Consider the following 13,355-nt stretch of genomic DNA (forward strand, 5'->3'; position numbering starts at 1 on the left):
AGGAGGAGCGCAAAGTTTGGTCCGCGCGGTGAACGTGTGAGCGGGAGCGAAACAGGCGCAAACAGCCGTCGGCGTTGGTAATAATTGGTCATTTTCGGGGGAGGAGCGCGGTTGCGGTTAATCGGGATCACCGACCAGCACCGGGCCAAGGTGGCAACCCGGGAGCGGCCCTTTCGGCTGAGCGAGTTCTTGGTAGTCGAGGAGGAAGCGGCGCCCGTTCTGGTTGAGGTGGTGGCCACGCAGGCGGTGAACCCCCTGCTGCCCGATACGGGGCGGGGACCGGGGCTTATCGATGAGGCTACTTTGGGCACGCTGCAGGCGCTCGGCTACAACCCGCAGGGCGAAACCTTTTACCTCGCCGAGGTGCGGGCTACGGCGGAGCTCTCCTGCCCGCTATCGGTGGGGGCGCGGGTGCGGCCCGCCTCTTTCGCCGATGTCCGGGAGCTGCTGCTGCCGCGGGAGACGGCGAATGCGGCGCTTTTGGGGGTGGTGCGGGGGACGGAAGGCTACGCGCTGCCGCCAGAGTTACAGAACCGCGTTTTTCGTTACTTTCCGGAGGAAGATTGCGCCCGGCCGGCGGAAGGAGTACCTTTTTTCCTCGCGTGGCCGGAACTCAGCCGCTACCCCCACATCGGCATCTTTGGGGGTTCCGGTTCCGGGAAGTCTTTCGCCCTGCGGGTGCTGGTAGAGGAGTTGATCGCGCAGGGGCTTCCGGCAGTAGTCTTTGACCCGCATTTTGAACTTAGCTTCGAGCAGGCCCTGGCGCTCGAGCCCGTTTTTATGGAAAGAACGGCGGCCTTGAGCGGCCGGTGGCGGATTTTTACTTTGGGACGCAACGTGAGCGTGCGTTTCGAGGATCTTACGGTGGGGGACCTCGTGACCCTCTTCCGGGCGGTGATGGACGGCTGGACGGAGCAGATGGAGCATTGCGCGCGGCTCCTGTGGCGTCAGGGAGACAGCGCGGAAACTTACCGGCGGCGGTTGTGGCTGTTAGCCGACACGCTCGCCCAGCGGAACCGCTACGAGCGCGCGGTCGAAGCCCTCGAGCGGGGGGAGGACCCGGCGGCGCGGTTCTTCCCCGAGGACCCGGCCCGCCAGGAAGAGTTCCGGGAGAAGCTTAACGTTTACCGGGACTACCGGGATAGCGGCATCGCCGAAGCGACGGCGCACGCGGTGCTGCGACGCCTCAATTACCTCTTGCAGGGCAACCTGGTCGGTTCGCAGGGGACAGAAGTTATAGAAGAGGCATTAAAACAGGGCCAAACCTGCATTGTGCGCGGCGATGCCCGGAATCTATGCGTTTTCGCGACCTACGCCATCCGCAAGCTCTTCGGCCTGCGCCGCCGCTACCGGGACAACCTGCAGTACGGGGACGGGCGGAGCGTCCCTTACTTTCCGCCCTTTTTCCTCGTGACCGACGAGGCGCACGTCTTAGCGCCGAAGCCGAAAGGGGAGAAGGATTTTGCGCCGGCGCGCGCGGTCATCCGGGAAATCGCGCAGGAAGGGCGCAAGTACGGCGTTTTTTTGATTCTGGCAACCCAGCGGCCCGCGCTTCTCGACGACACGGTGAACGCGCAGCTTAACACCAAGATCATCCTGCGGACGGTGCGGGCGCAGGATCTCGACACGATCAGCCGGGAGACGGACCTGGGGCCGCACGAGGTAGCGCGCCTGCCCTATCTCTCGTCCGGGAACGCTTTCGTTTCTTCGGCCATTTTGGGGCGGACGGTGCCGGTGGCGGTGCGGGCTTCTTGGACGCGCAGCCCCCACGCGGAGGACCCCTTTGCGGAGTGGCGGCGCCACCTATCGGCTTGTGGCGAGGACCTCTGGCCGGCGGTACGGGCGTTTTTGGACGCTAACCGGGGTTATCTCACCGAGGTGGATTTCGCGGCCTGCCTCAACCACTGCCAGCAGAGCCTCAACCGGCGGGTGACGGAGGCGGAGCTGCGGGGGGCGCTCGAACGCTGGGCGGCGGACGGGCGGTTGGAGGCGCGGCCAAACCGGGCGTTCGGCGGGATGCGGTACGTGCTGCGTGGTTAGGCGTGCGGCATTCCGCGTTCTACGTTGGGAGTTGGCGATGCGACGCTGCTTCAGGTAACGGGCCAGCCGGCCGATGAAAAAAATAGCGGAGGTTTTGATGCGGCTCCTTTTTGTTACCGACACCCACCTGCGGGGGGTGGCGCCCCGCAACCGGACGGATGACTTCGTAGCCACGCTCAAGGCGAAGCTAGGCGAGGTGGCGGCACTCGCGGCCGAGCACCGCGTTTTCGCGGTGCTTCACGGCGGCGACCTCTTCGACGTGCCCGTTCCCGGCTTGGGCGTGGTAGGGGAGTTCGCGAGCATTTTGCGGCAAATCGAAGCGCCGCTTTTTATCGTTCCGGGCAACCACGACCTCCACGGGCAGAACCCCGAGACGCTGATGCGCACGCTGCTCGGTTTTTTGGGGCGCTGGGGGGTGGTCCGGTTACTCGATAAGAGCCCGGTATACCTTGACGACGGCAACGTTCGGGTTCAGCTAACCGGTGCCCCTTACCACTTTGCCATTGACGACGGCGGCGGCGACTATATCGTTAAAAAACAAAATTGCGACGTGGCCATCCACGTCTGCCACGGCGCCCTGCTCGACCGGAGCTTCGGGCCGATGGTGAAGTACACCCTGATCGACGACATCGCGGCGCGGACGCAAGCCGACTACACCCTTTGCGGGCATTACCACTTAGGTTACCAGGACGTTTGCCGGGATGGCCGGTGGTTCCTTAACCCCGGTGCGCTCGTCCGGCTTTCCGCAAGTCCCGGGGAGCTGAGCCGCTGGCCCGCCGTGGTCCTCATCCGGTTGGAGGGAACCGGGGCGCGGCACGAAACGATAAGGCTTAAAAGCGCCCGTCCCGGTGATGAGGTGCTCGACCGCGGCGCCATTGAGGACGCGGCCTTCCGGGCGCGGAAGCGCCAGGAGTTTCTCCAGACGGTGCGGCAGATCGCTGAGCCAAGCGCCTTTACCCGGAGCGATCCCGAAGCGATTCTCTCCCGGGTGTTGGCGGGGATGAAGGAAAGGCCGGAGTTTGCGGCGGTGCAGGCGGAGGTCATGAAGCTCTGGGCTGAGGTCCGCGAGGAGGCGGGTAAGGGTTGCGTCTCAAGCGTTTGATCCTCGAAAATTTCCAGTCGCACCGCTACACGGAGATCGACCTGGCCCCAGCGGTGACGGTACTGCTCGGGGAGTCAGACCAGGGGAAATCGGCCGTTGTCCGGGCGCTGCGGTGGCTTTTTTACAATAGGCCCCAGGGGGCAAATTTTATCCGGGTGGGCGCGGATTACTGCCGGGTGACCGCGGAGTTCGCGGGTGGCCTCGTGATCGTGCGGGAGCGCCGGGGCAAGACCAACCGCTACGTGATCCGCCGCCCCGGGCAGGAACCGCTGGTCCTGGAAGGCTTCGGGCGGGAGGTGCCGGAGCAGGTTGAGGAGCTTACGGGGGTGCGGCCGCTCAAACTCGAAGGGGCGAGCTTCGAGCTTCACGTGGCCCACCAACTCGACCCGCCGTTTCTTCTAACGGAGAGCCCGGCGGTGCGGGCGCGGGCGGTAGGGCACCTTTCCGGGACGCACCTCTTCGACGCGGCCGACCGCAAGGCCGCCCGGCTGGCGGCGGAACTGGCGCGCCTGCGGGGGGAATTAGAAGAAAAAGCGGGGGCGCTGCGGGTGCAGATCGCGGGATTTGCCGACCTGCCCGAACTTGAGGCGCGTTTCGAGGGTTGTGCCGACCTTTACCGCCGGAGCGAAGCGGCGGCGGCGAAGGTGAGCCGGCTCGTTGCGCTGCGGGAAGAGTACGGCGGCCTGTGCCGGGGGATGCGGGAGGCGGCGGAACTCCTGCGGCAGGTGCCGGAGCCGGAAGAGTTGCGCCGTAGGGGCGAAACCGCGGCGCAGAAGGTTTCCCGCTGTCTCCGGGTGCGGGAGCTTCGGGAGGCGCGGGGGAGGGCCCTCGGGCTTCTATGCGCGGTGCGGGAGACACTGGCCGCGACCGCGACGGTGCGGGAGGCGGAAGCGGGGGCGCTTAGCGCCGCGGCCCTGATCGAGCGGCTGGCGGCCCTGCGGCGCAAAGGCGGCGAGTGGCTGGCACTCAGGTCGGAGCGGGACGAGATCCGCGCGAACCTGGCGACGTTAACGGTGGTCCCGCAGGCTGAAGGGCGGCTCCTTGAGATAGGGGAACGGCTCGCGCGGCTCGCCAAGCTCAGGACCTTGGCCGAGCGGCGGCGGGACACCAGCCGGCACCTGGCGCGGGTTGCGGCGGCGCTTGCCGCTCTCGACGGGGTCCCGGTCGCGGGGCGGCTCTGGGAGCAGGTGGCGGCACACGCCCGCCTGGCGGAGAAGTTGCGGCGGCTCCTGAGGGATTACGCGGCGACGCAGCGACAGCTCGCCGCCGCTGCCGGGAGCCTGGCGGCAGCCCGGAAAGAGGTTGCCGAGCGGGCCCGGGAATTGCGCGCGTTGCTCGCGAAGGCGCAGCGGTGCCCGCTTTGCCTCGCACCTCTTTCCGCCGCGCGCGTGGCGGAAATCCTGCGCCGGGAATTGGGGGAGGATGCTGCTGATGGATGAGCTCGAAAAAGAACTCGGGCGGCTGAAGGAAGGTATCGAAAAGGCGCGGCGGCTGCGGGAGAAGGCGGCCGGCCAGAAGGAGGTCCTGGAGCAGCGGCTCCGGGAGATCGAGGCGGAGATCCGCGCTGAAGGTGTGGAGCCAGACCGGCTGGAGGAGGAGATCGCGCGGTTGGAGGCGGAGGCGCGCCAGGCACTGGCCGAGGTTGACCGGCTGATCCCCTGGGACCTGCTCCGGCGGGTCGAGGAAAACCGGAACGCGGGGCGCAAGTAATGACGGACAGGGAAACGATCGGTGCGGCGCTTGTGAGCTTTGGGGAATACCTGCGCCGGCGCCGCTGGGAGTACGAGCGACTGCTATCCGAGCTGGCGGCCGTGGAAAAGGAACTGGCAGCCACCAGCGCGCGCGAAGCGGTGCTGGCGCAGGCCCGGGAGGTTTTCCAGCTTGCCGCCGAGGCCGCCCGGGAGCAGGCGAAGCAGGGTGTGGAGCGGGTGGTCACGTGGGCGCTGCAGTCTGTCTTCGGCCCAGAGATCTCCTTCGAGGTCACGCTATCCGAACGGCGCGACCAGCCGGAGGCGGACTTTTTTGTGGTAAGCACCTACGGCGGAACCACGCCCGTGCGGACCGAACCGACCGAGGCCCGGGGCGGCGGGGTCGTGGACATCATCTCCCTGGCGCTGCGCTACGTGCTCCTCGAGCGGAGCCGGATGGGCGGGCCGCTGGTGTTAGACGAGCCGGGGAAGCACGTGAGCGAGGAATATTCCCGGGCGCTCGGTGACTTTATCCGCCTGATGAGCGAGGATGCCGGGCGGCAGGTGATCATCGTTACCCACAACAGCGAGCTCGCCGAGACGGGCACGCTCGCCTACCGGGTGGAGCTGCGCAACGGGGAGAGCCGCGTTTACCCGGCAGGCGCTAACAACCGTCACCCGGGCACGGGGTCGTAAAAAATTGCCGGTAGGCGGGGAACGCCCCGATTTACCCTTCCCCGTGGGTATTATTTTTTCGAGCGGGTTATTGACGGGCTGCCGGAGATTGTGTTAATATACCCCTGGGGGTATATTAAAAGAGGTTAAAATGCTGTAAATTATTGTGTTGGCCATGGTAGAATTGCTTTTTAAAAAGCCGCCGCAGAAAAATTTGTAGAAGTCTGGGAAGGGAGAAGAAATGATGCTCGAAGTAACGCCGTTGGCCCAGGAGAAACTGAAGGAGTTTCTCGAAGCGCGCAAGGCGCTCGACGCCTACATCAGGGTCTACATCAGCGGGATCGGGTGAGGGGGGCCGAACTTCGGTCTGGCTCTGGATGAGTCAGTGAAAGCGGATGACACCGTCTTTACGGCCGGGGAAATCAAGTTTGCCGTGGACAAGGCAACGGAGCCGTATTTAGAGGGCGCCGTTCTCGACTACGCTAACACCTGGTTGGGCGGCGGTTTCACCATCTCAAGGCCCGGCGCCTCTTCCTGCGGGGGCTCCTGTTCTTCCTGCTAAGGCGTCTGGCGGAAAACCTTTCAGGGAAAACCGATTTTTGTTCTGCCACGGCATAGAAAGGGCTGCCCTCGATCGGTGGGGCAGCCCTTTCCCTGTCTGGCAGTGAACTTTCCGCTGGCGCTCAGTAAATAATGTCGCTGGCCCAGTTCCAGCCGTTGTTGTTGTCCCAGTTGTTGGCGCTGTCTTTGAAGCAGAAGTTGAGTTCGCTCGTCCCCTGAACGGGAAGGGAAATCGCGAAGCTCCCGTCCGGTTCCCGCCGCATCTCTGCTGTGTTCACATTTTTCCACCCGTCGAACCCGTAGTGGACGTAAACACGGTCGGCACCGCTCTTGGCGAGCAGGCCGTTGTAGCGGATCAGAACGTCCCGGCCCCGGACGGCCGGCGAAGGAGTGACGTCAACGCGGTTATCAAGGATATGTTTCCCTTTGGCGATGAACATAATGACCCTCCTTAAACTTTTATGGGTTTAGTACTCAATTGTTATCTTGCACCGCGCTCCTGGGGAAAATACTTGGGAAAAGCTGGGGATCGTAGCGGGTGGGCACCGGGCTGCGCGGCGTGTAAGTGGTGTGCAGCAGTTTCATGGCGGTGGGGCCAAGCGGCCGCCCGAGGAACTCTTCGTAAATCTTTTTGGCTTGGGGGTTCTCGTGGGAGCGCCGGATGGTCCGGGAAAAGTCGATCCGGTAAAGCGCGTCGGCGCGGTTGTGCCGGTAGTCAAGCGAAAGCGCGGCCTGATCGTGGCCGGCAAGGATCGGCTGGCCGCTCCCGCCTACACAGCCGCCGGGGCAGGCCATGATCTCGAGGTAGTGGAAGGCTTCGCCTGCCTTTACCAGTTCGAGAAGCCGCCGGGCGTTACCCAGACCGTGAGCGACACCCACCCGTACCTGCCAGCGGCCGAGGTCTACCCACGCTTCCTTGATCCCGCTTTGGCCGCGCAGCTCCGCCATATCAATCAGCCCCCTTTCGTCCGGGTGCGTGACCGCGTAGGCGGTCCGCACCGCCGCTTCCATCACGCCGCCGGTGGCGCCGAAGATCGTCCCCGCACCGCTCGCGATACCGAGCGGCTGGTCGTAGTCCTCGTCCGGCAGGCTGCCGAAGTCGATCCCTGCCTGCCGGATCATCCGCCCGAGTTCCCGCGTTGTGAGGACGTAATCGACGTCCCGAAACTGGTCGGTTCCCATTTCCGGGCGACTGGCTTCGAACTTTTTGGCGACGCAGGGCATAATCGCCACCACCACTACCTTACGCGGGTCGTAGCTGTGTTTGGCGGCGAAGTAGGTTTTGGCGAGGGCGCCGAACATCTGGTGCGGCGACTTGCAAGTGGAGAGGTGACCGAGGAATTCGGGGTAAAAGTGCTCGCAGAACTTGATCCAGCCGGGGCAGCAGGAGGTGAGCATGGGGAAGGGGCCGCCGGCTTCAAGCCGCTCGAGGAACTCATGGGCCTCTTCGATGATGGTGAGGTCGGCGCTGAAATCGGTCGCAAAGACTTTATCGAAGCCGAGGCGCCGCAGCGCCGCCACCAACTTCCCGGTAACCACGGTTCCCGGCGGCATCCCGAAAAGTTCCCCGAGGGTCACCTGGATCGAGGGCGCCGTCTGGGCCAGCACGATCTTATCCGGGTCGTCAAGCGCCCGCCAGACATCCGCGATGCACTCCCGCTCGTAGAGGGAGGCCGTGGGGCAGGCGAGGATGCACTGGCCGCAGGTGGTGCAGGCCACGTCGGCCAGGTCGAGCATAAACGGGGGCGCAATCACCGTCGCGAAGCCCCGGTGCTGCGCCGCGTAGACGTGGACCTGCTGCGCGTTCGAGCAGATGGCCTCGCAGCGGCGGCACCGGACGCACTTGTTGTAGTCCCGAACGATGAAGGGGTTGCGGTCGTAAAGCGGGTAGTTTGGCGTCTCACCGGTGAAGCGGATGTTGCGGATGCCTAAGGTTTCCGCCAGATTCTGCAACTCGCAGTTGCCGTTGCGGATGCAGGTAGTGCACTCCCGGTGGTGCTCGGAGAGGAGGAGTTCCACCACGGTTTGCCGCACCCGGCGGACCCGCGCGGTGTTGGTATGCACCTTTAGCCCTTCGGCCACCTTGTAAACGCAGGCCGCCTGCAGTGCCGGGAGGCCCTCGATTTCCACGAGGCAGACCCGGCAGGCCCCGATCTCGTTTATCCCGCGCAGGTAGCAGAGGCTCGGGATCGCGATGCCGTGTGCCCGCGCGGCTTCGAGAAGATTGGTTCCTTCCGGCGCCTCCACTTCCCGGCCGTCGATGGTCAGCCGCACGATCCTTTGGGGTTGAGCGGGTGGCGGGCCCTCGGGGCCGGCGTGTTCGATGCGGCGCTTCTCGTCGGTCACGGCAACATCACCGGTTCTAATCTTCTACCGCCCGCGGCTTTTTATTCTTCGGCAGGGCGCGGCCGGGCCGCTTCCCCGGGGCGAATGTTGCGCGCGGATTGGCGCCGGCGGCAGGAGATTGGCGGCGGGGCGCGAAAATAAACGAAGATTTCACTATTAAGAGTAGGGAGGCTTGCGGAGTTGGCGAAGACGGGAAGGCGAAGTTTGCGGCGCGTTTGCTCTATTCTGCCAGGGCAAGCCGGCTTCACGCCCGCCAGGTTAAGGGCGGCCGCTGGTGCGGCTCTCTTGGCGGGCCTGCTGCTGGTCTTTGCCCTGCTGGGCGCGGGGTGTGGGACAAAGCCGGCGGCACTCACGGTGGGGCTCTTGCCCATCACGGACAACCTCCCCTTCTGGGTCGCGGAGCAGAAGGGCTATTTCCGCGACGCGGGGGTGGCGGTGAAATTTATCTCCTTCCCGAGCGCGGTGGAACGGGACAGCGCCTTCACCGCCGGGCAGATCGACGTGGCGGTGGGCGACCTTCTGGCGGTGGCCCAGATGCGGCAGGGCGGGACTAAGGTGAAGGCGATCGCTCTCTGCCAGGGCGTGCGGCCGGAGGAGGGGCGCTTTGCGGTGCTGGCGGCGCCCGGCTCGGGGCTGAGGACGGTGGCCGACCTCAAAAACGTGCCCATCGCCTGCTCCCTGAAGACGATTAACGAGTACGTGCTCGACCGGCTGCTAACGGCGGAGGGGTTCAAACCCGAGGAGATTAAGAAAGTGGCGATCCCCAAGATTCCGGTGCGCCTCGAGGCGCTGCTCAACGGCACCGTCAAGGCGGCGATCCTGCCGGATCCCTTCGCGGCGCTGGCGGAGGCCAAAGGCGCGCGCCTCATCATTGACGATACGAAGAGCAACATCTCCCAGACGGTCATCATCGCGCGCGAGGAGACGATTGACCGAAACCTCACGGGGCTCAAGCGGCTGCTGGCGGCTTACAACCGGGCGGTGCGCGACATCCAGCGGGACCCGACCGCTCAGGTGCCGCTGCTAAAGGAAAAGGCGCGGGTGCCTGAACCGGTGCTGCCCGGGGGGCGCCACGGGATGAAGCTCATCTTCTCGCCGGCACAGCTTCCGGCACCCGCGGACGTGCAGGCGGTGGTTGACTGGCTCACGGCGAAGGGGATTCTGAAGGCGCCGGTGCGCTACGACGACCTGGTGGAAAAGCGAGTGCTCGGCGGTTGATCCTGGTTGAGGGATTGCGGGTGACGTACCAGACGGCCGGGGGGCCCGTGGCGGCCCTCGGCGGCGTCTCTTTTCGGGTGGCGGCGGGGGAAACCTGCTGCGTTATCGGGTCTTCCGGCTGCGGCAAGAGCACGCTGCTATCGGTTTTGGCGGGGCTCATCCCTGATTTTGCGGGAAAGGTGCTGGTTGCCGGGGCACCGGTTGCTCCCGGGCGGCGCCAAACGGCGCTGATTCTCCAGGACTACGGCCTCCTGCCCTGGAAAAACGTCTTCGCCAACGTGGCCCTCGGGCTGGAGATCCGCAAGGTGCCGCGGCCGGAGCGGGAGGCGCGGGTGAACCGCCTCCTGCGGGAGTTGGGGCTGTACGAGTACCGCCGCCTCTACCCGGCGCAGCTTTCCGGCGGCCAGCGGCAGCGGGTGGCGATCGCGCGGGCGCTCGCCCTTGAGCCCGACCTGCTCCTCATGGACGAGCCCTTTTCTTCCCTCGATGCCCTCACGCGGGAGGCGTTGCAGGAGAGCCTCCGCGAAATTTGGACCCGCACGCGCTGCACGATTGTCCTGGTGACCCACAGTATCGAGGAGGCGGTCTTCTTGGGCCGGCAGATCATCGTTCTCTCCCCCCGGCCGGGGCGGGTGGTGGCCGCGCTGCCCAATCCCGGCGCGGGGCGCCAGGATTGGCGCCGTGACCCGGAATTCCTGCGGCTTTGCTCCTTCCTGCGGGAAAAACTGGCGGTTGGCGCTGCAGCACCGGGCACCGCAGCGGCGGGTCGGAGGTGAGGCGCCGGTGCAGAGACTATTCCGCCGCGCAGGCACCACCCTCGGCGCGCTTTTGCTGCTGCTTGCTTTGTGGGCGTTGGCGGCGGCGGTAGTCCGTCTCCCTGCGCTCCCTACGCCGCTTGCGGCCTTTGCGGTTTTCTTCCGGGAGTTGCCGGGTGAGCTCGGGCGCCACCTGCTTGTCAGCAGCTACCGCGTGGCGGCGGGCATTTGCCTTGCCGTGGCTACCGCCATTCCCGTGGGACTTGCTTGCCGCAATCCCGCGGTCGACCGCGTTTTATCACCCCTCATCTACCTCATTTACCCGGTGCCCAAGATCGTCTTTCTTCCCGTGGTGATGGTGCTCTTGGGCTTAGGCGACGGGGCGAAGATCCTGCTCATCACCTTAGTCCTTTTCTTCCAGATCCTCCTTCCCGTGCGCGACGGCGCCCGGCACATTCCCCAGGCGCTCATCGCTTCGGTGACTTCCCTCGGCGCGGGGCCGGGTGCCCTTTTGCGCCACGTGATCTGGCCGGCGGTGCTCCCGGAGGTCCTGACCGCCCTCCGGATCGCTTCGGGAACCGCGATCGCCGTGCTCTTTTTTGCGGAGACGATCGCGAGCCAGGAGGGGCTGGGCTACTACCTCCTCGACGCCTGGACGCGCTACGCTTACCCGGAGCTCTACGCCGGCATCATCGCCATGGGACTCCTCGGCTTCCTCATTTACGTAATCCTCGAGTGGCTCGAGCGGCGCCTCTGCGCCTGGAAGTACCTTTAGTGCAGGAGCTTCCGGCAGCGGCCGGCGGGGCAGCGCCGTTCTTTCACGTGGGCGAGGTATTCATCCCGGAAAAAGCGCAGCGAAGAGAGCACCGGGTTGGGCACCGTCTGGCCGAGGCCGCAAAGGGAGGCGTCCTTCACGTCTTCCGCCAGCTTTTCGAGCAGTTCCAAGTCCGCGACCGTTGCCGTGCCACCGGTGATCCGGTCGAGAAGCTCAACCATCCGCTTTGTGCCCACGCGGCAGGGAGTGCACCGGCCGCAGGATTCGTCCTGCCCGAAGGCGGTGTAAAAGCGCGCCACGTCCACCATGCAACTCGCCTCGTCGAGCACGATCATGCCGCCAGAACCCATGATCGTGCCGAGCTCTTTGAGCGACTCGTAGTCTACCGGCGTATCGAGGTGGCGCGCGGGGAGGAAGCCGCCCGAAGGCCCGCCCGTCTGCACCGCCTTAAGCTCCCGCCCCGCCGGCGGCCCGTAGCCCAGGCCGAAGACGATTTCCCGCAGGCTTACCCCCATCGGCACCTCGATCAACCCCGTAATGTTGATGCTCCCCGCCAAGGAGAAAATCTTCGTCCCTTTGCTCTTCTCCGTGCCGATGCCGGCGAACCATTCGGGTCCCTTGCGGATGATGAGCGGCACGTTGGCCAGTGTCTCCACGTTATTCAGCACCGTCGGCTCGCCCCAGAGCCCTTCCTCCACCGGGTAGGGCGGCCGCGGGCGGGACTCGCCCCGGCGGCCCATTACCGACGCGAGGAGCGCCGTCTCCTCGCCGCAGACGAAGGCGCCGGCGCCGTGGCAGATTTCCACATCGAAGGAAAAGTCGCTCCCGAGAAGGTTTTTGCCTAAAAGGCCGGCGCGCCGCGCCTGGCGGATGGCCGTCTCCAAGCGCTTAACCGCGAGGGGATACTCCGCCCGCACGTAAACAATCCCCTCCTGCGCCCCGACGGCGTAGCCGGCGATGAGCATCCCCTCTAACACGGCGTGGGGCGTGCCTTCGATGATGCTGCGGTCCATGAAGGCGCCCGGGTCGCCTTCGTCGGCGTTGCAGACGATGTACTTGCGTTTGGCCGGCTGGGCGGCGGCTGCGGCCCATTTCCGGCCGGTCGGAAAACCGGCCCCGCCCCGGCCCCGCAGACCCGCGCGGCTTACCGCAGCCACAACCGCCTCCGGCTGCCAGCCCAGGACCGTGGCGAAAGCCGCGTAGCCGCCAGCGGCAATGTAATCCTCGAGGCTTCCCGGGTCGATCACGCCTACCTGGGCCAGCACGGCGCGGAGCTGCCGCCGGAAGAAAGGGATGTTGGGGAGTTGGGCGATTGCGGCCCCCGTTTCTGGGTCCCGGAAGAGGTGCTCCGCCACCAGGCGCCCGTCGCGCAGGTGCTCCCGGGCGATTTTGCGGACCGCGTCCGGGTCGAGCCCCAAGTAGAGCACCTGCCCCGGGTAAACGAGCGCCGCCGGCCCGAACTTGCAGAGCCCGAGGCAGCCCGTCTCGTGCACGGTCACGTCAAGCCCTAACGCCGCCACCTCCTCTTTGAGCGCCGCGATCACCGCTTCGCTCTTCGCGGCGAGGCAGCCCATGCTAGTGCAGACCAGCACCGCCGCCGGCGGACCCGCGGCAGCCGGTGTCCGGAAGCTAAGCCGGGGGAGGAGGCGTTGCCGCAGCTCTGCCAAGTCCCGCGTACTCTGCAGCATCCTTCCTTTCCTCCCCTTCTTTCCGGTAGCGTGCTACGATCGCCGCGGCCGTTTCCGGCGTAGCGTGGGCGAAAACCGCTTCGTTTACCGTCACCACCGGCGCGATGCTGCAGGCGCCGAGGCAGCGGGTCGCGCGCAGGGTAAAAAGGCCGTCCGGCGTAGTTTCGTCGGCATCAACCCCCAGGAGCTTTTTGAAAGCGGCGAAGATTTCCCCGCTTCCCTTAACGTAGCAGGCGGTGCCCAGACAGACGTTGATGACGTTTTTCCCCTGGGGCACGGCGGCGAACTGGGAGTAAAAAGTTGCCACGCCGGCCACCGTGCTGGCCGGGAGCTTCATCTGGCGCGCTACGTAGGTTTGCACTTCGGGGGAAAGGTAACCGAAAATCTCCTGCGCCTTTTGGAGCACCCGCACCAGTCCGCCGGGCTTTTCCGCGTAGGCCCGGATGAAGCGGTCGAGGCGCGCGTAGGGGTTTATCTCCGGCATCGATCCTCACCGTGCTTAGCGTT

The 13,355-nt window shown here is 65.6% G+C and carries 13 protein-coding genes; 9 read left to right on the forward strand and 4 right to left on the reverse strand.

Features of this window, described 5'->3' with window-relative positions:
* Nucleotides 1-111 precede the first annotated feature (111 nt).
* The 6 genes from EDD75_RS10605 (at nucleotide 112) to EDD75_RS11530 (ending at nucleotide 6,067) form a co-directional block, all read left to right on the forward strand.
* A complete protein-coding gene (locus EDD75_RS10605; RefSeq protein ID WP_123931862.1) occupies nucleotides 112-2,040 on the forward strand; it encodes an ATP-binding protein in 1,929 nt (642 codons plus the stop codon).
* Nucleotides 2,041-2,137: 97 nt separating this feature from the next.
* Nucleotides 2,138-3,142, forward strand: coding sequence for a metallophosphoesterase family protein (locus EDD75_RS10610; protein WP_170157806.1), 1,005 nt, complete (start codon nucleotides 2,138-2,140; stop codon nucleotides 3,140-3,142).
* Complete coding sequence (locus EDD75_RS10615) at nucleotides 3,124-4,581, forward strand: AAA family ATPase (RefSeq protein ID WP_123931866.1); 1,458 nt, start codon at nucleotides 3,124-3,126, stop codon at nucleotides 4,579-4,581. Before EDD75_RS10610 ends, EDD75_RS10615 begins: the two co-directional genes overlap by 19 nt.
* Nucleotides 4,574-4,852, forward strand: coding sequence for a hypothetical protein (locus EDD75_RS10620; protein ID WP_123931868.1), 279 nt, complete (start codon nucleotides 4,574-4,576; stop codon nucleotides 4,850-4,852). Before EDD75_RS10615 ends, EDD75_RS10620 begins: the two co-directional genes overlap by 8 nt.
* Nucleotides 4,852-5,526, forward strand: coding sequence for an ATP-binding protein (locus EDD75_RS10625; protein WP_123931870.1), 675 nt, complete (start codon nucleotides 4,852-4,854; stop codon nucleotides 5,524-5,526). The genes EDD75_RS10620 and EDD75_RS10625 overlap by 1 nt, the downstream gene beginning before the upstream one ends.
* 223 nt (nucleotides 5,527-5,749) lie before the next feature.
* Complete coding sequence (locus tag EDD75_RS11530) at nucleotides 5,750-6,067, forward strand: HesB/IscA family protein (protein WP_342781001.1); 318 nt, start codon at nucleotides 5,750-5,752, stop codon at nucleotides 6,065-6,067.
* 121 nt (nucleotides 6,068-6,188) lie between these two features.
* Here the strand turns inward: EDD75_RS11530 and EDD75_RS10635 are convergent, their stop codons facing one another.
* Together EDD75_RS10635 and EDD75_RS10640 are read right to left on the reverse strand one after the other, a co-directional pair.
* Nucleotides 6,189-6,506, reverse strand: a complete 318-nt coding sequence (locus EDD75_RS10635; protein WP_123931874.1) for a carbohydrate-binding protein — start codon at nucleotides 6,504-6,506, stop codon at nucleotides 6,189-6,191.
* Nucleotides 6,507-6,540: 34 nt separating this feature from the next.
* Entirely contained in the window at nucleotides 6,541-8,340 is a 1,800-nt protein-coding gene (locus tag EDD75_RS10640) for an NADH-dependent [FeFe] hydrogenase, group A6 (protein ID WP_245963173.1), read from the reverse strand.
* A gap of 252 nt (nucleotides 8,341-8,592) precedes the next feature.
* Here EDD75_RS10640 and EDD75_RS10645 point away from each other — a divergent pair, with 252 nt between their 5' ends.
* Genes EDD75_RS10645 through EDD75_RS10655 form a run of 3 tightly spaced genes read left to right on the forward strand, consistent with a single transcriptional unit; the run spans nucleotide 8,593 to nucleotide 11,160 of the window.
* On the forward strand, nucleotides 8,593-9,630 hold the full coding sequence (locus EDD75_RS10645; protein ID WP_245963152.1) for an ABC transporter substrate-binding protein: 1,038 nt from the start codon (nucleotides 8,593-8,595) through the stop codon (nucleotides 9,628-9,630).
* Nucleotides 9,627-10,406: an ABC transporter ATP-binding protein gene (locus tag EDD75_RS10650; RefSeq protein WP_123931878.1), complete on the forward strand. Its 780-nt coding sequence runs from the start codon at nucleotides 9,627-9,629 to the stop codon at nucleotides 10,404-10,406. Before EDD75_RS10645 ends, EDD75_RS10650 begins: the two co-directional genes overlap by 4 nt.
* A 7-nt stretch (nucleotides 10,407-10,413) precedes the next feature.
* Nucleotides 10,414-11,160, forward strand: a complete 747-nt coding sequence (locus tag EDD75_RS10655; RefSeq protein ID WP_123931880.1) for an ABC transporter permease — start codon at nucleotides 10,414-10,416, stop codon at nucleotides 11,158-11,160.
* Here EDD75_RS10655 and EDD75_RS10660 read toward each other — a convergent pair.
* Nucleotides 11,157-12,848 carry a NuoF family protein gene (locus tag EDD75_RS10660; RefSeq protein WP_123931885.1) on the reverse strand — a complete coding sequence of 564 codons (1,692 nt, stop codon included), beginning with the start codon at nucleotides 12,846-12,848 and terminating at the stop codon, nucleotides 11,157-11,159. The two genes, EDD75_RS10655 and EDD75_RS10660, sit on opposite strands and share 4 nt — an antisense overlap.
* Nucleotides 12,790-13,332 carry an NADH-quinone oxidoreductase subunit NuoE family protein gene (locus EDD75_RS10665; protein WP_123931887.1) on the reverse strand — a complete coding sequence of 181 codons (543 nt, stop codon included), beginning with the start codon at nucleotides 13,330-13,332 and terminating at the stop codon, nucleotides 12,790-12,792. Before EDD75_RS10665 ends, EDD75_RS10660 begins: the two co-directional genes overlap by 59 nt.
* Nucleotides 13,333-13,355: the final 23 nt, after the last annotated feature.

The organism is Thermodesulfitimonas autotrophica (genome assembly GCF_003815015.1).
Lineage (GTDB): Bacteria > Bacillota > Desulfotomaculia > Desulfotomaculales > Ammonificaceae > Thermodesulfitimonas > Thermodesulfitimonas autotrophica.